This is a genomic window from Thiomicrorhabdus chilensis DSM 12352, assembly GCF_000483485.1.
Taxonomy (GTDB): Bacteria; Pseudomonadota; Gammaproteobacteria; order Thiomicrospirales; family Thiomicrospiraceae; genus Thiomicrorhabdus; species Thiomicrorhabdus chilensis.
In genome coordinates, this window is record NZ_KI519609.1 from 418,621 (window position 1) to 440,411 (window position 21,791).

Here is a 21,791-nt window from a genome sequence, read left to right on the forward strand (position 1 = left end):
TGCTTTGCTTGGAATCTTGTCGGCTGGGTGTACAATGATTGTACAGCATGGAGGAGTCGGTATGAGTGCATCGTTGAACATAGTGATATTGGGCGGCAGCGGGTTCATTGGCCGACACTTGTCGAATCGTCTGCTTCGCTCGGGACACAGCGTTAAAGTTTACGGGCGTGAAGCCTTTAAGTCACCGCAGGTTTTGTCTGAGCGGGTGTGTGGTTGTGATCTATTGATCATGCTCGCCGGTGCCAATGTTGGGCAGCGCTGGACCAAGGCCCATAAGCAGGCGCTGTGGGACAGCCGCATTCAAACCAATCAGATGTTGCAAAGCGCTTTGCAGCTGTGTGAGCATCCGCCGCAACGCATTTTTTCCGCTTCCGCGATTGGCATTTATCCAGAGAGCGATTGTACCCATCCTGTGGATGAATCCTGCGAGCAGGTTGGGGACAATGTTCTGGGGCAACTGGGTGCCGACTGGGAGGTCGCGAGTCGTGCCCTGCAGCCCAAGCCGGTGATTTTCCGGTTTGGAGTGGTACTGGGACTCGACGGCGGTGCTTTGCCGAAGATGCTGCCCGCTTTCAAGTTGGGATTGGGTGGCCCAGTGGCGGGTGGTCATCAGTGTTTCTCCTGGATTCACATCGAGGATTTGGTGAACGCCTTTGAATTTGCCTTGGCTCACCCGCAGATGGAAGGCGTTTACAATGTGACCTCACCGAACCCCGTGAGCAATCGCGAGTTCGGCCAGGTTTTGGCGAGCACTTTACAGCGTCCGTTTTGGTTGCCGCTGCCTGAGTGGCAACTCAAGCTGATGTTTGGAGAGGGCGCGCAAGTGCTGACGCATTCAGCGGCCGTGTTGCCGACGCGCTTGGAACAATCCGGATTCCGTTTCCAATACCCACAAGTCAGTGCCGCTTTGCAGAATCTTTTGAAGCCGGCATGAAGTCGGCCGAATGAGGGAATGTTTGTTCTTAAGAATGTCATCAGGCCTGTCGGTTAAGAAGTCGCCAGGCTATCAGCTTCAGTAAAATGGGCAGGCCTGCATAAAGCCAGAGTATCGTATTGTCTTGTGCGTTGATGGTTTCACTCCAGTCTAAAATAGGGAAGGCCATTCCCACTGCCAGTGCCAAAGTCAGTTTGGTGAGCATGCCCCAGATCCCAAACAAGAGTCCGGCAATCGGTGGGCGGTGATTGTTTTCGAATTTCACTTCCTGGGTGATGTCGGCTTGAATCGATGCGGGCATGGCAATGTCCACGCCCAGGCTGAGACCGGTCAGCAGGCTGACAATCAGAAAACCGTTTAAATCCCCGGCGTCTAAAAAGAATACGCCGATGAAGCTCAAACTGGCCAGCAGCATGGAGCCTTGCCAGGTCTGGCGTTTGCCAAAGCGTTTGGAAAGTCTTATCCACACAGGCAGAGCGAGCAGGCCTGCCGAAAAATAGATCAAAAGAAACAGGCCGGTGTACTCTTCCAGTTTCAAGTAATCGCTTACAAAGAGAATGAACAGCGTAGCGGGTAGGGCGTTGGCCAGGTTATTGAGGAAATAACTGGGCATGATATGGAACACCTGTGGGTGCTCGCTCCAGAGTCTTAAGGCGGTTTTCCAGAAAACGAGATTTGGCTTGTGGTGGGTTATTGGCTTGGGCAGGCGCGTCAGCACAATGGCCGCAATCAGCAGGGCGAACGCAAACAGCGCAAACAGCTGTGCATAAAATTCGGACTGGGTGTGCTCCAATCCGAGAATCACCGGCAGAATCAAAACCAGCACCACGCCGATAATTGCAAAGCCTTCGCGGTAGCTGGCCAGTTGGGTTTTGGTGTGGCTTCGGGTGCTGAGTTCGGCGGCCATCGCCAAATACGGAATTTGCACTGCCGTCCAGGCCAGGTAGGTGACAAAGCTCCAAAAAAACAGCGACCACCACGACAAGGTGGTGAGGTCGGGGAGCCAGAGTTGCTGTACGCCAATCACTAGCAGAACACTCGCCACAAGAATTTGCAGTGTGCGCGAAAATCGAGATTGATAACGATCGCTCCACCAGCCAATTAGCGGGTCGGTGATTACATCGGCAAAACGTGCGGCCAGCAAGGCACTGCCGACCGCGGTCAAGCCCAAAGCGCTTTGTTCAGCGTAATAGGTGGGCAGATACACATAGAGTGGAATACCCAGCATCGCCAAAGGCAAACCCAGTAACCCATATTGCAAAAAATTCAAGCGATTCATTGCGCCGACAGACGTTTGGCGACTTGACGAATGCCCCAGCCGAGCAACGGAACTTTGGCATAGACTTCAGCTCCGGCATCCCAGAAATCGACGTGTTCGGTCACCAAGCCTCGTTGATTGAATTGTACCCGACTCATGCCCTCAATTGCGTTTACGGGTTTGTTTGGCTGCAATCGAAACTGAAAAACCCAGTTTATAAAGCCGATATGGCCGTCCAGCGCCCGATGGGTCACTTTGAATTGTGGTTGCTCAAGTGTGGCGAACATGTGCTGGAAGATGTGCAACGTTTCGGCTTTTCCCGTCACACAGTTAAACGGATCTTTAAATACCACGTTTGCATCGAACAAAAGAGCCAGTTGGTTCTGCAGAGTCGCTTCGCTCAGGTTTTCAAAGGCTTCAATGTAATGCTGGAGTTGTACAGCATAATCTATTGGGTGGGCGCTTGAAGCCTCGGTTGGTAGCGGGTTTGGGTCATTCATCGGGCGCTCAGTCATGATTGGGTTTCCGTAACATTTTTTTCGTGAGGAGCAGACTCCAGGATTTGGGCAGGCGTTTCAAAATCGACAAAACCGCGCCCAGATTGAAAGGGAACCGAGTTTCAAACCGGTTTTGTTGCAGCGCCGTAACAATTCTGTCTGCCGCATCTTGCGCCGACATCAATCCCAGCATCGGGAAATCGTTTTTGGCCGTCAGACGGGTTTTAACAAAGCCGTGGTTGACCACCTTGAGCTGGATATTGTGTTCCAGCAGTTCGGGGTGAAGTGACTCCGCCAGGTTCATCAGTGCGGCTTTGGGTGCCGAATAGCCGCCTCCGTAAGGTAGTCCGAAATCGGATGCCAGGCTGACATTCCATACCCACTCTCCAAAACCTTGTTGCTCGAATTTTGGCCATAGGCCGTGCATCAGATAGACCGCTCCCAAATAGTTGCTTTGATTCATCTGTTCAAATTTTTCAATCTCCCAATCTGAAATCGACATGGGTTGATAGCTGCCGACGTTGTACAGCCAAATGTCGATTCCGTTAAAAAACGACCAGGCCTGCTCAATAATCGGCGGCAAGCTATCTTTTTGCCCCACATCGCAATTGATCAGTCTGAGTGTGTCGGGGTATGTTTGTTTGAGTTGAATCAGTTCCGGGCTCTGTTCGGCGTTTCGCGAAGAGGCGATGATGCGACATTGGTCTTTCAGTAGAGATTCAACCAGACGCAGTCCGATTCCTTGCGAGGCACCGACAATCCAGATGGTTTTTCCGTTTATGTGCATTTGAATCTCCCGTCTGAAATGGCTGTTACGTCAAATTGTATAACTTTTTACTGTTAATTTGTACAGTTATTGTATAGACTCTAATTAAAGGTTTAACAGGCATGGCGGAAATTAACATGAGCAGTGGAATGTATTCGAATAATTTACCTCAGAAGGTGGCGGTAGTCGGCAGTGGCATCAGCGGTTTGAGTGCCGCCTGGCTGCTGGGGCAGAAACACCGGGTGACCCTGTTTGAGAAAAATGCCAAGTTGGGAGGCCACACCAATACCCTGAGTGTGGAAGTGGATGGAAAAAAACAAGCGGTGGACACCGGCTTTATCGTGTTCAATCGCCCCAATTACCCTTATTTGAGCGCCATGTTCGAGCACTTGCAGGTGGCGACACAAAATACTGAGATGAGTTTTTCAGCCTCCATAAATAAAGGTGAGTTGGAGTATTCCGGCAATAACCTCAATACCCTGTTCGCGCAGCGCCGCAACCTGTTATCGCTCGCTCACTGGGGCATGATTAGACAGATTTTAAGGTTTAATAAACAGGCCAAGGCCGATCTTGCCAACGACGATCTGTTAAACGTGTCATTAAGTTTGACCTTGGGAGACTATTTACAAAAGCATGGCTTTAGCGAGCGCATGCGCGACTTTTATCTGCTGCCGATGGCGGCGGCCATCTGGTCGTGCCCGGTTTCCACTATGTTGCAGTTTCCGGTGCGCAGTTTTCTGAACTTCTTCGAGAATCATGGATTGCTTAATATCGAAGACAGGCCGCAATGGGAGACAGTGATCGGCGGGTCGGATCGCTATATTCAAGCCATTCTGGATGAAAAACAGTTCGATGTGCGCCTAGACAGTGCCGTTCAGCAAGTCGAAAAAACCGATATCGGGCTGCTGTTAAGTTTGGAAAACGGGCATGAAGAGTATTTTGATCACATTATTTTTGCCTCTCATGCGGACCAGACCTATCGCATGTTGCAGCCGGAACTCCAGTTTGAATTCGATGCCTTGAGTGCTTTTCAGTATCAGGAGAACATCGCCTATCTGCATTCTGACACCGATCTGATGCCCAAGCGCAAGCTGGCTTGGGCGAGCTGGAATTATTTGCGCAACACTTCGCATCCCGAAAACCGGGTGGCGGTGACCTATTGGATGAATCTTCTGCAAAATATCGAGACTGAAACACCCTTATTGGTGACGTTAAATCCAATCGATCTTCCCAAAGCGGAATCGGTGTTTGAGCGCATCATTTATGAACATCCGGTATTTGACCGCAACGCCATGCAGGCGCAGCACTGTCTGATGGATCTTCAGGGCAAATACAACCTTTGGTTCTGCGGCGCCTATACCGGTTATGGTTTCCACGAAGACGGCTTGAGAAGTGCGGTGAACTTGGCGCGCATGTGGAATATTGACCTGCCTTGGGAGAAAACGGCGCAAGAGGACAAACACCATGCCCAGTAATATCTATCTCGGTCAGGTGTTGCACCAGCGTTTTGAGCCGGTCGCCTACCAGTTCAAATACGGAGTGATGAGCCTGAAAGTCAATATTGACGCAATTGAACGTGAGGCTGAACACCTCAAGTGGCTGTCGTTGAATGCCTTCAACCTATACAGTCTGGATTTCAGGGATTATGGAGCGCGTGATTCAACCCACTGGCGTACCTGGGCAAATGCTTTGCTGGCCGAGTATGGTGTGACCGAACCGGCGCAGCGCATTGATTTGGTCTGTTTCCCGCGTTTTATGGGCATCGTTTTCAACCCATTGGCAATGTGGTACGCCTACAACGCTCAAGGCCAGCTGGTCGGGGTGATTGGTGAAGTCAGCAATACCTTCGGCCAATGGCACCACTATGTGTTGACCAATCAGGGCAAGCCCTTGAGCGACAAACTCAAAGCTGAGGCTGACAAAGTCTTTCATGTTTCGCCTTTTATCGGCATGGATTGTCGCTACGCCTTCCGATTCCGTAAACCCGCCCAGGATTATCAGCTGGCGATCCATCAGCAGGAAGCGGGTAAACCCTTGATGATCGCCACCCAGGTTGGACGCGCCCAGGCATTGAACGATCGCAATCTGTTAAAAAGTGCCTTAAAGCACCCTTTCAATACCCTGAAGGTGGTGGTGCTGATTCATTGGTGGGCGCTCAAAATCTGGTTAAAAGGCGGCAAATTCCATAAAACGCCTTCTCATTTGCAAGACATTAAAAATACCCATACGGAGATGAAGCTATGTTGAAGAGCATGACATCCGGAAAAGCCTTATTAAGTGGCGCCATAGAAAAATTGCTGCATCCGGCTTGGATCAAAAAGGTGGTGCGACAGTCGCCCTTTAAGCATATTGAAAGCGGTTCGCTGACGGTGACGGTGTTAGGGCAGAGCCAGCGTTTTGAAGGGGCACAGCCCGGCCATCAGGCAGAGTTGATGATTCGTCGCCCTCTACGGGTCTACTGGTTGCTGAAAACCCAGGGGGAACTCGGGTTTGCACAGGCCTATTATGAAGGGGCGGTTGAAACCAATTCGCTGTATCAGCTGATGCACCTGGCGCATGAAAATAGCGCGTCTTTTGAGTCTCTTTTGGGAGATAAGGTTTTCAATATCAGTCAGTTATGGCGACACCGAAAACGGCATAATTCGATCCGTAACAGCCGTCGCAACATCTCATACCATTATGATTTGGGCAATGATTTCTACCGATTGTGGCTGGATCACAGCATGACTTACTCCAGTGCCTTGTTCCAGGCGAAGGATGAAAGTCTTGAAAGCGGGCAACATCACAAATACCAGCGCATTCTCGGGCAACTCGACTTGCAAGGTGGCGAATCGATTCTTGAGATCGGTTGCGGCTGGGGTGGTTTTATGGAAGCGGCCCTGAAACAAGGCTGTTCTATCAAAGGGCTGACCTTGTCGACCGAGCAGCAGGATTTTGCGCGAAAACGCCTGTTGGGTATCGGCAAGCCCGACAGTTCAGAGGTTGTCTTACAGGATTACCGTCACGAAACCGGCCAGTATAATCATATCGTCAGCATTGAGATGTTTGAGGCGGTCGGCAAAGAGTATTGGGACAGTTATTTTCAAACCCTGAAAAACAGTTTGAAACAAGGTGGCAAAGCGGTATTGCAGGTGATTACCATCGATGAAAAACATGCAGCGCATTATCAACAGAATGTGGATTTTATTCAGGCCTATATTTTCCCCGGAGGGCTGTTGCCGAGTCTGACTCAGTTAAACGAGTTGGCGACGGATCATGGCTTTGAGGTGGCCGACTGCTTTGAGTTTGGGCGCGACTACGCCAAGACCTGTCAGATTTGGAAACACGACTTCAACCGCCAGAGTGAGCGGCTGGAAAACCTGGGCTATGACCGCGCTTTTCAACGTCTGTGGAATTATTATCTGGATTACTGCACGGTCGGTTTTGAAAGCGGGCACATTTCGGTTCACCAGCTCACTTTACGGTTTTCGTCCGATGTTTTGTCGGCGCCAGTGGAGAATCAGTATGAGAAAGACTAAATGGGCAGGCCTGTTGATTTTGGTTTTGATGTTGACGGGGTGCAGTAGCATGAAAGTTGAAGGGTATCGTGGCGCAGAGCCGAAGCTAGATTTGTTTGCCTATTTTGAAGGCAAAACTTACGCCTGGGGGCAGTTCCAGGATCGTTCCGGTAAGGTTCTGAGACGCTTTACGGTGGAGATTGACGGTCAAGTTAACGCCAATCAACTGACGTTGGACGAACGTTTTGTGTATGACGACGGCGAATTTCAGCAACGCATCTGGCGCATTACTCAAACCGGCGAAGGCCGTTATATTGGCGAGGCCGACGATGTGGTAGGGCAGGCTCAGGGGGAGTCTGCCGGAAATGCATTGAACTGGCGATACACCCTGGATTTGCCTTACAAAGACAGTTCGATTCATGTGCGCTTCGATGACTGGATGTTTCTGCATCCTGACCGTGTGATGCTGAATCGAGCCGAGGTCAGCAAATGGGGTTTTAAGGTCGGAGAAGTCACCCTGTTTTTCAGCAAGCAGCCGCTTGACGGGGCTGAAGGGTGAAGCGCTTTTTTGGGGGGCTGCAAGCCGGAGCAATACACGCAACGGGCAAACTGGCGCGTTGTTTTTTTCCGGTTTGGGGTCTGGCTTTATGCTTGCCGTTTCTCAGTCAAAACGCGCTATCATCGACCGCCTGGCAGCCGCTTAATCAAACCACCGCCACCTGGTTATGGCTGGATGTTTATCAGGCAACCCTTTATGGGCAAGGTGAAATTGACCGGACGAACTTATTGACCGAGCAGACGCCGCTTAAACTGGAGCTGTGTTATTTGCAATCGATCGACAGGCAGGATTTCATCAAGGCTGCCAGTGAAGGTCTGCCAAAGCGTTTCAGTCCGGAGTTGTCGACGGAAGTGGCGCGTTTACATGCCGAATACCAGGACGTCTCTGCAGGCGATTGCTATACTTTGAGTTACCAGCCGGATTTCGGCACGCAGCTGGCTTTGAACGGACGTACCGTGTTCAGCACCCGGCTAGCAGGGTTCAAGGCGCTCTATTTCGGCATTTGGCTTGGGCCGGAGCCGCTTTCCGATTCCGTTAAACAGGGGCTTTTGGAGGGCTTATGAAAACCGCATCCGCCACCACCTTAGTCTGGTTGCAGCGTGAACTGCGTCTCAGTCATCTGCCGGCTCTGCAGCAAGCCTTGAGCGACAGTCAGCGGGTGTTATTGGTGTATTTTCATGATCCGCAACAGCAGGTCGGCTCCGCGAACAGCACTTGGCTGGCTCACTCTCTGGCCAAACTGCAGCAGCAGGTGTCTGAGAAAGGTGGGAGTTTATGGGTCATTCAGGGTGAGCTGTCTGATACCTTGTCCAGGCTCATCGAGCATTACGCTGTGCAAGCTGTCTATTACAGTCATCAGGTTGGCGAACCGTTTGCCAGCAGTCAGGAGGTTGCCCTGCAGGTTTGCCAAAAAGCTCAGGTTGAACTCAGGCCGTTTTTTTCCGAATACTGGTTTGACCCCGGCGTGATTCTCAATAAACAGGATTCACCTTATGTGGTGTTTACCCCTTTCTATAAGGCGTTGATGGCGCGCATCGATTTATTGAGTCCGTTTGAGGAGTCGCTTGGAGACCTGAGCAAAACCGCAGTGCAACCTTTGGAGCGAAGCTGGCTTGACTTGCCGGAAAACCTTAAAACCCAAATTGAGCAGGCCTGGTCTAAAAAGGTGATGTCACATTGGCAGGTTGGCGAGGCGGCCGCGTGGCATCGCCTGGACGCTTTTGTTGATGAAAGCTTGTCCAGTTATGACGAGCAGCGCGATTTTCCGGCTGTACACGCCACGAGCGCCTTGTCGCCGCATTTGCATTTTGGTGAGATTTCCAGCCGAGCCATCTATTTCGAACTTTTGGCCAGAATGGAGTCCTCCGAGTTGGATGCGCAGGCGGTTTATCCGTGGATTCGGCAACTCGCCTGGCGCGAATTCGCGCGTTTGTTGCTGTGGTTTTTCCCGGAAACGGAGTCTCAGCCGTTTCAGGCCAAGTTCGCCAAAATGCCGTGGCACAGCGAAAATGAAACTACGCAGGCCTGGTCTCAGGGGAAAACCGGCATTCCGATTATTGATGCCGGCATGCGTGAGCTGTGGGAGACCGGTACCATGCATAACCGGGTACGCATGTTGGTGGCTTCGTTTTTGACTAAAAACCTGAATCAACATTGGCTAGTTGGCAAACGTTGGTTTGACGACACCCTGGTGGATGCCGATCCCGCCAATAATGTCATGGGATGGCAATGGGTCGCCGGTTGTGGAGTGGATGCCGCGCCTTATTACCGGTTGTTCAACCCTTTGACCCAAAGCCTTAAGTTTGATGCCGAGGGCACCTATTTGCGTCGTTGGTTGCCGGAGTTGAGCCTGTTGTCAAACAAGGCGATTCACGCCCCCTGGCAGCACATTGAGGAATGTCGTCTTATAGGCATTCAACTCGGGAAAACCTATCCTGAGCCACTGGTGGATTTGGCGCAAAGTCGTCAGTCACATCTGGAAAGAGTCGCATTCATAAAAAATGCTTGATTGCGAAACCCTGGTATTTTGTCTAAGATACGCACAAACAACTGTGAAATAAATTATGAAGTCCAATGAACCGCTTTATCCAATCCGAGAAGTGTCTCGCCTGACGGGCGTAAATGCCATTACCCTGCGTGCGTGGGAAAGGCGTTATGCACTGATTGAGCCGGTGCGAACCGATAGCGGCCATAGACTTTATACACAGGCGCACATCGAACGCATCAAATCCGCAGTGAAACTGACCGAACAGGGCATTCCCATTAGTCGGGTCAAAGGTTTGTTGGACGAAACGCTTGCTTCCAGCAGTATCACGGTGTCAGCCGACGATTCGGACTACCCTGCCTTGCTTTTGCAGAAAACCCGTAATTTCGATTTGCCCGGTTTGCATCAGACGCTGGATTTTCTATTCACCGATTTGCCCGATGACCAGGTTCTGCATGTCGTGTATCTGGTTTCCAGTGAATTGCAGAGCGAATCCAAAGAACTGGCACGTCTTTGGGGTGCGGCAGTGCTTCCTAGGCTTTATACGCGCTTACGTTTTTTGACTCGAAGACTCAACCTGATGATCACCAAGCGGGTTTGGATTCAATCAGGCAGTACTCAAACCTCGGAAGTCAGTCTGGTGTTGGCGGCGCTTTGGTTTGCTTCTCAGGGAAATTATCCGGTCATGCAGATGGATACTCAGCAAGGGGTGCAAATCAGTTTCGATTCTCTCAAAAAACTGCAATGCGAAGCCTTGGTGGTGGTGGACGATTGCGGTGCCTTTGATGAAGAGGCCTGGTGGGTCTGGATTCAAAAACACCCCACTTTGGAATTCCATTACGTGACCAAACAGGCCAAATCATCATTATTGGGCAACCAGCTTCAGGCGGAGCACCACGATCTTGAAACACTGTTTTAATGCTTTTTAAAGTGGTGTTGGTCAGGTTTTTCGGAGTTTAAAAAAGGGAAGGCTCCCTTTTGATTAAGCAATCATTCTTTTTAAGTCAATGAGCTTTTTTGGCAAGAGTTTTTATTGATTTGCTTTGAGAGCTTTAATCTCATTTTCAAGCTGGGCGATTTTTTGATCGGCTTCTTCCAACGCTTCCTGCAATAAAACCTGATCGGTCACATCTTTCTGGATGCCGATGAAATAAGTGATTTCATCGACTTCATCATAATAGGGCGTGACGCTGAGTTCATTCCAGAAAATCGACCCATCTTTGCGGTAGTTTTTGAGCACGGTACGCACCGCTTCGGCATCATCTATGGCATGACGAATCAGTTTGATCGATTCCTGCTTGGTGTCGTCACCCTGTAAAAAACGGCAGTCCTGATAAAGAATTTCATCGGCCGAGTAGCCCGTTAGCTTTTCAAATGCCGGGTTTACATAAATCAGGATGGTGTCAGGCCCTTCTTTTTCTGCAACCACTACGCCGTCTTGAGCGTTCTCAACCAATTGCAGGAGTAAGGCGTTTCTTAGTTTTGGATCTTTCATGCGACTACAGATTGAATTTAATGGAGCTTCATCTTAGCGTGTTCAAAATCCGGGGGCAAGCATTGTCTGTGACAATTGAAACGATTTGTTTGTGCACTTGAGTGGGTGAAGAGGGGATAACGACGCTGACGCCCGCTGTCGAAAGTGAAGGCTGACGGTTTGGTGTCTGCCTCATTGGAAAGCGTTAATAGGCATTCTTGTTGTAGAGCTCTCTAGGTTCCCTAGCGGTAAGCGGTGATTTTAGACCTTAAGGCAAGTTCGGCTGGATAGGGATGAAAAAACACCTGCTCAGCCAAATAATCCGAACCGTAATGCATTAGATACTGTTCCAGGATTTTGATGACGGTAATCAACGGCACCACGCCCTGTATGAATTCTTGTACCGTTTGGTGGTACAGGTTTTTTTCACCGGGGCTGAGTTGGTGTTTGAAAAAGCCGTATATCTGGTCTAGTACGTGGCGAACTTGGCCGCGTTTTGTGCGGTACGCCAGTAGTTCGGAAAGCTTGTTTTGATAGCCCAGTAAGCTTTGATGCAGATTGTCCTTGCGGGTGGTGGCGACCAAGGCGCCCATTTCTCGGTGAATCGACGGGCTTTTGGTCAACATCAAATATTTGTGGTTACGATGAAAGGCCTGAAAATCGGCCAGGCTTGGTTCGCTTGCTAAAAACTCGCGCCATCTGGCCGTGGTATAGAGGCGCACAACAAAATTTTCCCGCAGCCAGGCATCCTGCAAGCGCCCTTCCTCTTCAATCGCCAGATGCGGTAAAGTCTTTTGCAGATGGCCGGTAAATAGCCCTTGCCCCATCGGATCGGTGGAGCCGAACCATTCGCCCGATTCGCGGTACACCTTGATACGTTCCAGTCCGCAGCTCGGCGAACGCGACTTGACCACCGCGCCATCGACATTGCGCTGTTTGATGAGTTCCACCCGTTTTTCGGTATAGTCTTGCAAGCCGTCGGTATAGTCGGTGTGCGATTTGCCGCCCAACACCCGAACCTGGCCTTTGACGTCCACCAGGCGCACCGTCTCCCGGGGTGTACCGATCACCGCCGCCTCGGGGCAGAAAGGCACAAAGTCTGCGTATTGGGCAAGCTGGTTTTTGACGAAATCGTCCTGTGCGTGACCGCCGTTATAACGACACTCCACCCCTTTGAGGCAGTCGGAAACGGCAATTTTCAATCGGGGGAATGTCATGGGTTTTAATCTCAATAATAAGCTTGAATTTAATTATACATTAGTTGTACGAATTATGTATAGGTAATGTGGTCAGCTTGGCTTGAAAGGAAAAGTCGCATTCAGGCCATCAATCGTCTGAAAACATTATGGAAATTGCCTTAAATGGCATAAACTAGAGCCTTTATTGGATTGTTTATTGTTAAGGTTGGTTGGGCGTTTGTTAGCTTGGAAGCACATTCAAAAATATGTATTGGCTTACGGAATGTTTGCCTTGTTGGTCGGGGCTTTATTGTTTCAGGCTTTTGAATCCCGGCATCATGACCAGGTTGAGGCGGAAAGTCGGCTGGTGAAAATCACCTTTCAGTCTGTTTTGAAAGGCTTTGAGAATAACGCTGAACTGTTTTATTTGAATGTGATTGATCGCCCGGAAAATACCCGGCTGATGAAAGCGGTTTACCAAGCCTCTGAATCGCAGAGGGCCGAGTTACGTCAAAAACTTTACGCCAACCTGATTGATAATTACCGTTCTATGGGCGACTTTAAAATCAAACAGTTGCATTTCCACCTCAAAAACAATGACAGCTTTCTGCGGTTTCACCGTCCTGAAAAGTACGACGATAACTTGACCGAAGTGCGCCCTACGGTGGCTTATGTGAATCAAAAACAACAAACCATATCCGGGTTTGAAGAAGGGCGTATATTTAACGGTTACCGCTTTGTGTTTCCGCTTTTTGACGGGGATGAACATGTCGGCTCAGTGGAAACCTCGGTTTCCATGCAGGTGCTCATCGATCAGATGCAGGCCGAACTGGGGGAACAGGCCGGTTTTATGATTCAAAGTGCACTGGTCAAGCAGAAAGTGTTTTCATCGGAGGCTTCAAATTACCGGCCTACCTCATTTTCCTCCAATTTTTTATATGAAAGCTCCATTACACCGCACGATGGAGACAGCCTGCCGGATCGTCTGATTCAAACTTTAACGCTTTCCAAACCGATTGAAAGTTTTTTGCCGGTTGAACGTGAACGTACCTATGAAGTGCATGACCGAGGTGCAGATTATTTTCTGACTTTTGTGCCGATTAAAAATGCGGTATCCAAGCAGACGGTCGCTTATTTGATGTTTGCCAAAGAAAACTTTAAACACCAGCAGCTGTTGATGCAGTTTCTAATCTCCCTGCTTGCCATTCTTGTTTTGGGGGCTTTGATTTTTTGGCTGTTTTATCAGATCAAAATGAATGAAAAACGTTTGAGACAGCTCCAGCGGGAGACTGAGCACAAAAACACCCTTTTGAGCAAGGCGCAAGAGGTGGCAAAACTTGGATACTGGAATCTGGATCTGAAAAGCAATCAGCTGTACTGGAGTGACGAGGTATATCGGATTTTTGGTCTGCAGGCTCAGGAATTCGACGCGACCTATGAGGCGTTTCTGGAGTATGTGTATCCAGAGGATAAAGAACGCCTCATCCAGGCTTACGCGGATTCTCTGGAGAATAAAAAGCAATACCGGATTACTCATCGCATCATTCGCCAAAATGGTGAGTTGGGTTATGTGCAGGAGGAGTGCCGACATGAACTGGATGAGCATGGTGAAATTGTTCGTTCTATCGGTACAGTGTTGGACATCAGTGAGCAGGTTCACCATGAACAACGCCTGCAAAGCCTTAAAGAGCAGTATCAATCTTTGGTGCAGAGTGTGCCTGAAATCGTATTCCGTTGTGAGTTGGATGAGGATTGGACCATGCTGTTTGTGAACGATTCGATTGAAAAAATCACCGGTTATCCGGCCAGCGACTTCATCGGCAACCGGGTGAGAGGGTTTGCCAGCATCATCCATCCTGAAGATTTGGAAAGGGTGATGGCCTCGGAGGATGATCAGTATGAACTCGAGTACCGTTTATTGCATCGCTCGGGTGAAATCGTTTATGTCAAAGAACATGGTCAAACCGTAATATTGGAAGAGGGGCATGAGGTGCTTGAGGGGATCATTGCCGATGTCACTTCTGAAAAACAGGCCTTGCAGCGGCTTCAGCGGTTCATTGATACTCAGAGCCAGATTGTGATTGTGCGTAAAGGCCGTGAACTGGTGTATGCCAACAAGAGCTTATTCAAGTTTTTGGGTTATGTCGATTTGTCAGATTTCAATCGCCATCATCAGTGCATGTGTGAATTTTTTCTTCCTCAGGAAGAGTTTTTTCATGTCGAACCGACAGATGACCGGGACTGGGTTGAAGTCTTGTTAGCCTTGCCCGGCAGTAAGCGTAACGTATTGATGCAGGACCATGCAGGTAAACGCCACGTGTTTTCGGTTTCGGTGAATGCGTTTGATGAGACCTCAACCATTATCACGTTTAATGATATCAGTGACACCATGCGCGAGCACATTGACTGGAAGTATCGTGCTTCTCATGACCCTTTGACCGGCTGCCTGAATCGCCATTTCCTGGAGAAGAATTATCAGGAGTTGGTGTCCGAGATGACCCGTTCTGGAAAGTCGGCAGGCCTGATACTGTTTGATGTGGATTTTTTCAAAAACATCAACGATACCTATGGGCACAACCGTGGGGATCAGGTTCTGAAGGCGTTGGCCAAACTGGTACAGTCTCATGTCCGTGATTCGGACCGATTGATTCGTTGGGGCGGCGAAGAGTTTTTGCTGCTCTTCCCGGTGGATTCCCTGGAAGGGGTGGAGGCTTTCGCCAGCCATCTCAGAGTCCGAATCGAGGACAACCCGATGGCCGATCTGGCTTTGACGTGCAGCTTTGGCGGAACCTTGATAGAAGGCTCCGAGAAACTCAAAAAATCCATTTCACGAGCCGATGAAGCCCTTTACTATGTCAAAGAAAATGGCCGTAACGGGGTTAGGGTGCAGTGACAAATTCTCTCTTGCTTTGTTAATGTGGATTGAAATTTCTTGGATGGATTTTTGAGTATGATGAGTTTGGAAGATTTACCTTTTGTGCAGATCATTATCAGTGTGCTGGTGCCGTTTGCCATTATCGTCACGCGCTGGATCGTCAAAAAACTGGTGTTGAACTTGGGGCAGGTCAAGCATGTACCAGCTGAACGGGCTTATCAGGTGTATCGCTATTTCAAAGCCTTGATCACCGTTTCCTGGTTGGTGGTCTTGCTGGTGGTCTGGGGGATCGACTATCAGGCTTTGTTGGTGGTGGCTTCTTCAGTATTAGCGGTGATTGGAGTGGCTTTGGTCGCACAATGGTCTATTCTGAGTAACATCACCGCCAGCATTATTGTGTTTTTCAGCATGCCGGCCAAAATCGGCGACGAGGTGGAAATCATCGACGGCGTCAACAGCGTCAAAGGCGTGATTACCGAGATCAACTTTTTCAATATTCTGCTCATCGACGAAGACGGCAATCAGCTCGCTTATCCAAATAACCTGATTCTGCAGAAGCCGGTGAGAAAAACCCAGCAAAAATCAGAAAAACAGGATGCACAGCAGAGCAGTGTGATTCGACAGCGCTTTAAACGCCGTCAATCTTAATGGTTTGTTTGGGATTGGAACAAGCAATCGGGACGAGTCAGGTGGGTTTGGTTCGGGTCGATTAATAGTCCACGCCACAAGGCTGAGCGCCCTATGAGCATGGGCTGTTTGAATGCGGAACGATCCACTAGGTTAACCGGAATTTTTATTAAACGACCGTTCAGGCAGAGTCTTATTTCCACCACCGGACGTGGCTGTGAATGAGACTGTTTCTGTTTGATGAGTGCGGTGCGCACCAGGGGACGAATCAGGACGGTTTGCTTGACCGTGGTGAAGCGTATCCAGGTTTGGCCATGCAAATCAAACTGGGTGATGCCGGTAGCGTGCAAAGAGGAGTGGTCGGCTCCCGAGTCGATTTTGGCTTCAATCGGCTGGGAAAACGAGTCGAAACGCACTTTTTCCAACCAACCGAGAGTTTGCGCTGGAGGCTTCGAAACGTGTGGCTCTGAAACACAAAAAGCGGGAGTGGAAAAGCCGATCATAAGGCCTGCTAGCAACAGATAAGAACTGGTAACAGTCAGGGACGACAAGTACCGAAAGGGTTTGGCCATTGCTTTTGAAAGACTCCTGATGATGGTCACGTCATGTTGAAATTTGGCAAGTTTGAAAATGGAACACAAAGATGAATTTTGAACGTATAAACGAAATAGCGCAAACTCTTTTTCAACAAGTTTTGGCCAGTGTCACCGAACTGGGTTTTTATCTGCAGTTGTTGGCGGTAGTCTTGACGTTGGGGCTTGCCTGGGCTCTGAGTGCCAAAATTAAACACGCAGTGGATGTGCGTTTGCAGTCGGTCACACGCAATCAGAGTTGGCTTGCGCAGCCGCTTGAGGTGGTGAAGGGTTTGCTTCTTCCGGTGTTGGCTCTGATGTCGCTGGGTTTACTGCATGCAGCGTTACAGCAGTCAGGGTTGGATTATGAGGTGGTCAAAATCGCGTTCAGTCTGTTGCTGATCATCACCCTGTTTATTGTGATTCATCAGTATGTGAATCATGTGTTTGTCGCCGCAATGCTCAAGTGGGTGATGATGCCGACAGCCGCGCTTTACCTCTTAGGGTGGTTGGATCAGACGGTCGTCTTTCTGGAGAGCTTGGCGTTTCAGGTCGGCGACATCAAATTGTCGGTCTATGCGGTGATTCGACTGCTGGTATTCGGTTCCATTCTGTTCTGGCTGGGACGCATTTCAAATCGCTACGGTCAGCAGATTATTCGCAATAAGCAAAACCTGGATGTGCGCAGCCGTGAGGTCTTTGCCAAACTGTTCGAAATTTCGCTGTTTTTGGTGATTTTCCTGCTGTTGTTAAATGCGGTGGGCATCAACCTGACCGCTTTGGCCGTGTTCGGTGGGGCGCTCGGGGTGGGAATCGGGTTCGGGCTGCAGCAGATCGCCTCCAATTTCATTTCCGGTTTGATCATCCTGCTGGACAAGTCCATGGCGATCGGCAACTACATCGAGCTCGAAGACGGCAAGGCGGGCGTGCTCAAAAAACTCAATATGCGCTCCTCGTCACTGCAAACCTATGACGGCAAGATGATTGTGGTGCCCAACGAACGTTTCATTACCAGCGCCTTCACAAACTGGACACACGATGATCCACGTCAGCGTTACACCTTGCAGTTTTCGGTGGCTTACGATTCCGATATCCCTGCGATTCCCGAACTGATTCTGAACGCCGTCAAACAGCATCCTCAGGTTTTGCTGGAACCGGAGCTTCCCGACTGTGAAATTGTAGAATTTGCCGATTCCGGCGTGGTGTTTCAATTGGAATATTGGATTGAGGGCATTGACGACGGCAGAAACCGAGTGGGGTCGGATTTATTGATGATCATCTGGAAAACGCTGCATGACAATGATATCGCGATCCCGTTCCCTCAGAGGGAAGTGCGCATTCTCAAGGATGAGTAACGAGCAGTCTTACTTTCGGAAAAGCCAAGTTTGAAAATGAGCAGGCCTGGTCAGGATGTTGCCTCTACCAGGCCTGCTTATTTTGTCATGGGTTGAATGTACGATTCATCGGCACATGATTACTGTTCTCGGTCTTCGTCCGCCACAAACTTCAATACATTGCCGTTGATGCAGTAGCGTTTGTAGGTGGGCGGCGGGCCGTCATTGAAAACATGTCCCAAATGGATGCCGGAGCTGGCGCTGCGTACTTCAATGCGCAACATGCCGTGTGAACGGTCTTCATGTTCGGTGATGGCACCCTCCACCGGGTTGAAGAAACTCGGCCAACCGGTTCCGCTTTCGAATTTGGTGTCACTGCGGAACAGCGGCGCTCCGGTAATCGGATCGACAAAGGTGCCGGGGCGTTTTTCGTCCAAATGCGAACCGGTGAACGCATATTCGGTGCCTTGTTCAAAGGCGATGCGCTGTTGCTCCGGTGTCAGCAGTTGGAATCCGAGCCACTTCCAGAAACGCGGCTTGTCGCCGTTATAGCCGGTAAAACGCGACGTTTCCTGACCGTTTTCAAACAGCACGATGGTGGGGGTGGCAAACAGGGTTTTCTGAAGTTTCCAGCCTTCCGGCGGATTGGTGTTCAATGTGGTCACAATCGGCACTTCCGACTGCCAGCTGGCAAGCACTTCGCGTTTAAACAGTTTGCAGAACTCGCACTCTTCGGCTTCAAACACAATCAACTGACGCTCGCTGTTTAAGTCGCTGGCCTTCAAAACCGGGTGGGTCGGCCCCTTGGCGCTTTCCGATCCGGGGTAGGCTACGCCCGTGCCGCCCAGCCCGCAGTAGCCGTTGGGGTTCTTTTTCAGGTAATCCTGATGGTATTCCTCGGCGGAATTGTAATTGCGCAATTCGGCGATTTCCGTGGTGATTTTGGGATAGCCCGCCTGAGTCAAAGCCTGTTGGTAAGTGTCACGAGTTTGGATGGCCACGGCTTTCTGGTCTTCATTGTGATAGTAGATGGCACTGCGATAGTTGGTACCCACGTCGTTCCCTTGACGGTCGCCTTGAGTTGGATTGTGGTTCTCCCAGAATTTAATCAGAATTGTCTGCAAATTGACCAGGGATGGGTTGAACGTGACCTTAATGACTTCGGCATGGTTGCGCTCGCTGGCTTTTCCGGCCTGCAGGGCTTTTTCATGCCCCAGTACATCGTAGTAGCCCACCTTTTTAAAGTCACCGCCGGCATAACCGCTTTCAACGTCGACCACGCCCGCGACTTCCGACATGCGCTTTTCCGCACCCCAAAAACAGCCCATTCCAAGTACGATCGAATCGGTTTGCATGGCGGTGTTAACGGTGTCGTTTTGAGTGGTCATATCGGGCTCCTTGGCGCAACTTTGCAGGCTAAACATGAGAGGCAGGCAGAGTGTCACAAAAAATCGGCTTGACCATTTTTTGAATGTTTTCATTGGAAAAATCCTTGCTTGATATATCGGTTCTTTGTCATTACGTGCTGTCATCACGTATCAGTTTTTAAGGCGCTATTTAATAAGAACGGATACCTGCCGGTTTTGTTTCAATCCGACCCTTAAATACAAAAATAAGGGAGTCGAGTTTTATTTTACCTAAAAACCAACCAAATTACTCGGGAATAAAGGTTGTGGCAGTGAAGGTGCGGCACGTCGCCTGAATGCAGTGACTAGATGGCGTTTTGCAGCTGCGTCAGGTCTTTGAGGATATCGCCGACATGTTCTTGCGGATCGACGTCGCGGTAAATTTTGGCGATGCGCCCTTGGGGGTCGATGATGAAACTGTGGCGTTTGGCGAATTGGATCACTTTAAGATCCAGCAGAGCGTCATACTGTCTGGCGACCCGTCCGTCGGGATCGGACAGGAGACTGAACGGCAGTTTGAACTTTTTGGAAAAATCCTGATGGGCGGCCACCGAATCGACACTGACGCCGAGGATCACCGCCTGCTTGCTGATGATGGCGTTGATGTTATCGCGAAAACTGCAGGCCTCTTTGGTGCAGCCGGGGGTGTCGTCTTTAGGGTAAAAATAGAGCACTACCCACTTTCCGAGATAGTCTTTGAGTTGGCGTTGTTGTTGGTGTTGGTCAATCAGAGAGAAAGCTGGTGCGCGGTCGCCCGCTTGCAATTCCGCGGCATGCGCGCTACCTATAAACAGCAGGGTCGCCAGCAATCCGAGCAGTTTGGTGAAAAGGCGGTGGGCAGAGGTTTTCATCGGGATCACTTGTTGGTTACTTTTAAGTTTATAGGCTATCATAAGAGTCTATTTATGTGTATGTGCTTTGTGTGTCAAAATGTGCCAGAAACGCGAGTTAAGAGAGGCTTTATGCAACAAACAACCGAATTTCCCCGATTGAAAATTGCCGTTTCCGACTGCCTCAAAGGGGTGGAATGCCGTTATAACGGCGGCCATGCGCAGGACGATTTCGTCAAAAACCAGCTTGCCCAATACGCAGACTTTGTGCCTTTCTGCCCCGAGGCGGCGGTGATCGGTACACCTAGGGAGACGGTTCGTTTAGTGGACGTCAAAGGTCAGGTTCGGGTGTTGGGCGGCAAATCGCATACCGATTACACCGACGGCTTGCAAGACTATACCGAAAAACGGGTGGAGCTGATCAAACAGCGCAATGTTGATGGCGCAGTGGTCAAGTCGCGTTCGCCGAGCTGCGGACTGGAGCGCATCAAGGTATATCGAGAAACCGGCGAATGGTTCGGTTCAAATGACCCGATGGGGCAAGGGCTCTTTACCGGCCATCTGCAAAAGACTTTACCGCATCTGGCGATTGAAGAGGAAGGGCGCTTGCAGGATGCCTGGCTGCGGGAGAATTTTGTGATGCAGGTGTTTTCCGCGGCGCGCTGGCGCGTGTTTTTGACAAGCGAACCGGGGGTCGCCGATTTCCAGGCGTTTCACCGCGACCATAAGTATCTGCTGCTTTCCAAAAATGAAGCTTTGTATCGAAAAATGGGGCCGATTGTGGCACAAGCGACGACTGACAATCTGGAGGAATCTTTGGATCAGTATGGTGAGCTGTTTTATCAGGCGATCGCCGAAAAAGCCAAACGCGGGCAAATCATTAATGTGTTGCAGCACGTATATGGGTATTTTAAAAAACAGATCACGGACACTGAGAAAACGTTTTTCAACGAGGCGTTGGAAGAGTTTCGCGACGGCATGATTCCGTTGATTGCGGTCATCAAGATTTTGCAGCAATTCATGCATCATTACGGTTCGGATTATCTGAGCACTCAGGTTTTCTTTCAGCCTTATCCGGCAGAATTGGCGTTACGCTCGACTGTCGGAGCCTATAAATAACTTAAGCATGAGCGCGAAGTTTGAAAATGAACAGGCCTGCCCATTTTGAATCCATAAATTGAAAGCGATAAAAAAGCGATGTTACAAGAAGCCATATTGATTACCGGAGCGGGACAACGAATTGGCCTGTTTTTGGCCAAGCAGTTTTTGGAGCAGGGCCAATACCCGGTGGTGTTTACTTACCGGACGCGACATGCGGCGGTGTCCGAACTGGAATCGATGGGTGCTCTGGGTTTTCAAGTGGACTTTACTCAGCCAGAGACTGTGAGCACTTTTCTGAACGAGCTGAAAGAGAAGGTCGGCAGTTTGCGCGCCTTGATTCATAACGCCTCGATTTGGGCGAATGATGCCATGGTGGACGAGAATTCGGATTTATACACGGCCATGTTTCAGCTGCATGTTGAGGTGCCTTATCGTTTGAACATCGCTTTGCGCCCTTTTCTGGAAGCCTCAAGAAGCCCAATGAAAGACATCATCTGCCTGTCGGACAGTTCGGCCGGTCTAACTAGTGTGCCTCATGGCGATTATTCCGCCTATTTGGCGAGCAAGGCCGCTTTGCAATCCCTGAGTCGCAGTTTTGCCCAGAAGTTTGCCCCGGCCATTAAGGTCAATGACATTGCGCCGGGTTTGATAATCTTTAATGAACACGACAGCGAAGCCTACAAAGAGCAGCGTCTGCAACGCTCTTTGCTGGGGATTGAGCCGGGCGCGCAGGTCATCTGGCAAGCGGTGCAGTACCTGTTGAACAGTGCTTACACTACTGGGGTGAGCCTGCCGGTGGACGGCGGCCGTAAAATTCTGTGATGTGATGTGATGGGAGAGGAAATGATTGGGATTTGAACAGGCCTGTTCAGTTAAACAGGCCTGCTCATTTTGCGAGG

At 50.0% G+C, this 21,791-nt stretch carries 21 protein-coding genes; 13 read left to right on the forward strand and 8 right to left on the reverse strand.

Annotation, left to right across the window (positions count from 1 at the left end):
• Window positions 1-61 precede the first annotated feature (61 nt).
• Complete coding sequence (locus B076_RS0101995) at window positions 62-934, forward strand: TIGR01777 family oxidoreductase (RefSeq protein ID WP_245566299.1); 873 nt, start codon at window positions 62-64, stop codon at window positions 932-934.
• Window positions 935-974: 40 nt separating this feature from the next.
• Here B076_RS0101995 and B076_RS11810 read toward each other — a convergent pair whose 3' ends face one another.
• From B076_RS11810 to B076_RS0102010, 3 genes are read right to left on the reverse strand one after another with little or no spacing between them, the layout of a single operon-like run.
• Window positions 975-2,213 (reverse strand): MFS transporter, encoded by a 1,239-nt coding sequence (locus B076_RS11810; RefSeq protein ID WP_038150341.1) that lies wholly within the window; start codon window positions 2,211-2,213, stop codon window positions 975-977.
• Window positions 2,210-2,707 carry a nuclear transport factor 2 family protein gene (locus tag B076_RS0102005; protein ID WP_051347111.1) on the reverse strand — a complete coding sequence of 166 codons (498 nt, stop codon included), beginning with the start codon at window positions 2,705-2,707 and terminating at the stop codon, window positions 2,210-2,212. Before B076_RS0102005 ends, B076_RS11810 begins: the two co-directional genes overlap by 4 nt.
• Window positions 2,700-3,476 carry an SDR family NAD(P)-dependent oxidoreductase gene (locus B076_RS0102010; RefSeq protein WP_038150344.1) on the reverse strand — a complete coding sequence of 259 codons (777 nt, stop codon included), beginning with the start codon at window positions 3,474-3,476 and terminating at the stop codon, window positions 2,700-2,702. The genes B076_RS0102005 and B076_RS0102010 overlap by 8 nt, the downstream gene beginning before the upstream one ends.
• Before the next feature lie 101 nt (window positions 3,477-3,577).
• Here B076_RS0102010 and B076_RS0102015 point away from each other — a divergent pair, with 101 nt between their 5' ends.
• Genes B076_RS0102015 through B076_RS12900 form a run of 7 tightly spaced genes read left to right on the forward strand, consistent with a single transcriptional unit; the run spans window position 3,578 to window position 10,414 of the window.
• Complete coding sequence (locus B076_RS0102015; protein WP_169721402.1) at window positions 3,578-4,930, forward strand: NAD(P)/FAD-dependent oxidoreductase; 1,353 nt, start codon at window positions 3,578-3,580, stop codon at window positions 4,928-4,930.
• Complete coding sequence (locus B076_RS0102020) at window positions 4,920-5,702, forward strand: DUF1365 domain-containing protein (protein ID WP_028485835.1); 783 nt, start codon at window positions 4,920-4,922, stop codon at window positions 5,700-5,702. The genes B076_RS0102015 and B076_RS0102020 overlap by 11 nt, the downstream gene beginning before the upstream one ends.
• Entirely contained in the window at window positions 5,696-6,973 is a 1,278-nt protein-coding gene (locus B076_RS11815; protein ID WP_051347112.1) for an SAM-dependent methyltransferase, read from the forward strand. The genes B076_RS0102020 and B076_RS11815 overlap by 7 nt, the downstream gene beginning before the upstream one ends.
• Window positions 6,960-7,511: a DUF3833 domain-containing protein gene (locus tag B076_RS0102030; protein WP_028485836.1), complete on the forward strand. Its 552-nt coding sequence runs from the start codon at window positions 6,960-6,962 to the stop codon at window positions 7,509-7,511. Before B076_RS11815 ends, B076_RS0102030 begins: the two co-directional genes overlap by 14 nt.
• Complete coding sequence (locus tag B076_RS0102035) at window positions 7,508-8,074, forward strand: chalcone isomerase family protein (protein WP_051347113.1); 567 nt, start codon at window positions 7,508-7,510, stop codon at window positions 8,072-8,074. Before B076_RS0102030 ends, B076_RS0102035 begins: the two co-directional genes overlap by 4 nt.
• Window positions 8,071-9,519, forward strand: coding sequence for a cryptochrome/photolyase family protein (locus B076_RS0102040; RefSeq protein ID WP_028485838.1), 1,449 nt, complete (start codon window positions 8,071-8,073; stop codon window positions 9,517-9,519). Before B076_RS0102035 ends, B076_RS0102040 begins: the two co-directional genes overlap by 4 nt.
• Window positions 9,520-9,574: 55 nt before the next feature.
• Window positions 9,575-10,414, forward strand: a complete 840-nt coding sequence (locus B076_RS12900) for a MerR family transcriptional regulator (protein ID WP_051347114.1) — start codon at window positions 9,575-9,577, stop codon at window positions 10,412-10,414.
• 111 nt (window positions 10,415-10,525) lie between these two features.
• On the opposite strand, the gene B076_RS0102050 is transcribed toward B076_RS12900, so the two are convergent.
• Window positions 10,526-10,990, reverse strand: coding sequence for a PAS domain S-box protein (locus B076_RS0102050; protein ID WP_028485839.1), 465 nt, complete (start codon window positions 10,988-10,990; stop codon window positions 10,526-10,528).
• Window positions 10,991-11,211: 221 nt separating this feature from the next.
• Window positions 11,212-12,186, reverse strand: a complete 975-nt coding sequence (locus B076_RS0102055) for a YbgA family protein (protein WP_028485840.1) — start codon at window positions 12,184-12,186, stop codon at window positions 11,212-11,214.
• A gap of 199 nt (window positions 12,187-12,385) precedes the next feature.
• Between B076_RS0102055 and B076_RS12905 the strand changes: the two genes are divergently transcribed.
• On the forward strand, window positions 12,386-15,040 hold the full coding sequence (locus tag B076_RS12905; RefSeq protein WP_157753491.1) for a diguanylate cyclase: 2,655 nt from the start codon (window positions 12,386-12,388) through the stop codon (window positions 15,038-15,040).
• Between the two features lie 57 nt (window positions 15,041-15,097).
• On the forward strand, window positions 15,098-15,670 hold the full coding sequence (locus tag B076_RS0102065; protein ID WP_051347115.1) for a mechanosensitive ion channel domain-containing protein: 573 nt from the start codon (window positions 15,098-15,100) through the stop codon (window positions 15,668-15,670).
• Here B076_RS0102065 and B076_RS11830 read toward each other — a convergent pair.
• The gene (locus tag B076_RS11830) at window positions 15,667-16,152 is read right to left on the reverse strand and encodes an ATP-dependent zinc protease family protein (protein WP_028485843.1); all 486 of its coding nucleotides are present in this window, start codon (window positions 16,150-16,152) and stop codon (window positions 15,667-15,669) included. The two genes, B076_RS0102065 and B076_RS11830, sit on opposite strands and share 4 nt — an antisense overlap.
• 140 nt (window positions 16,153-16,292) lie before the next feature.
• On the opposite strand from B076_RS11830, the gene B076_RS0102075 reads away from it, so the two are divergent.
• Window positions 16,293-17,576 carry a mechanosensitive ion channel family protein gene (locus B076_RS0102075; RefSeq protein WP_028485844.1) on the forward strand — a complete coding sequence of 428 codons (1,284 nt, stop codon included), beginning with the start codon at window positions 16,293-16,295 and terminating at the stop codon, window positions 17,574-17,576.
• 119 nt (window positions 17,577-17,695) lie between these two features.
• Here the strand turns inward: B076_RS0102075 and msrA are convergent, their stop codons facing one another.
• Both msrA and B076_RS0102085 read right to left on the reverse strand, forming a co-directional pair.
• Complete coding sequence (gene msrA, locus B076_RS0102080; protein WP_038150350.1) at window positions 17,696-18,943, reverse strand: peptide-methionine (S)-S-oxide reductase MsrA; 1,248 nt, start codon at window positions 18,941-18,943, stop codon at window positions 17,696-17,698.
• A gap of 323 nt (window positions 18,944-19,266) precedes the next feature.
• Window positions 19,267-19,812 (reverse strand): peroxiredoxin, encoded by a 546-nt coding sequence (locus tag B076_RS0102085; RefSeq protein WP_038150653.1) that lies wholly within the window; start codon window positions 19,810-19,812, stop codon window positions 19,267-19,269.
• Between the two features lie 111 nt (window positions 19,813-19,923).
• On the opposite strand from B076_RS0102085, the gene B076_RS0102090 reads away from it, so the two are divergent.
• Together B076_RS0102090 and folM are read left to right on the forward strand one after the other, a co-directional pair.
• On the forward strand, window positions 19,924-20,910 hold the full coding sequence (locus B076_RS0102090; protein WP_051347116.1) for a YbgA family protein: 987 nt from the start codon (window positions 19,924-19,926) through the stop codon (window positions 20,908-20,910).
• Between the two features lie 78 nt (window positions 20,911-20,988).
• Window positions 20,989-21,714 (forward strand): dihydromonapterin reductase, encoded by a 726-nt coding sequence (gene folM / locus B076_RS0102095; RefSeq protein WP_028485848.1) that lies wholly within the window; start codon window positions 20,989-20,991, stop codon window positions 21,712-21,714.
• Window positions 21,715-21,791: the final 77 nt, after the last annotated feature.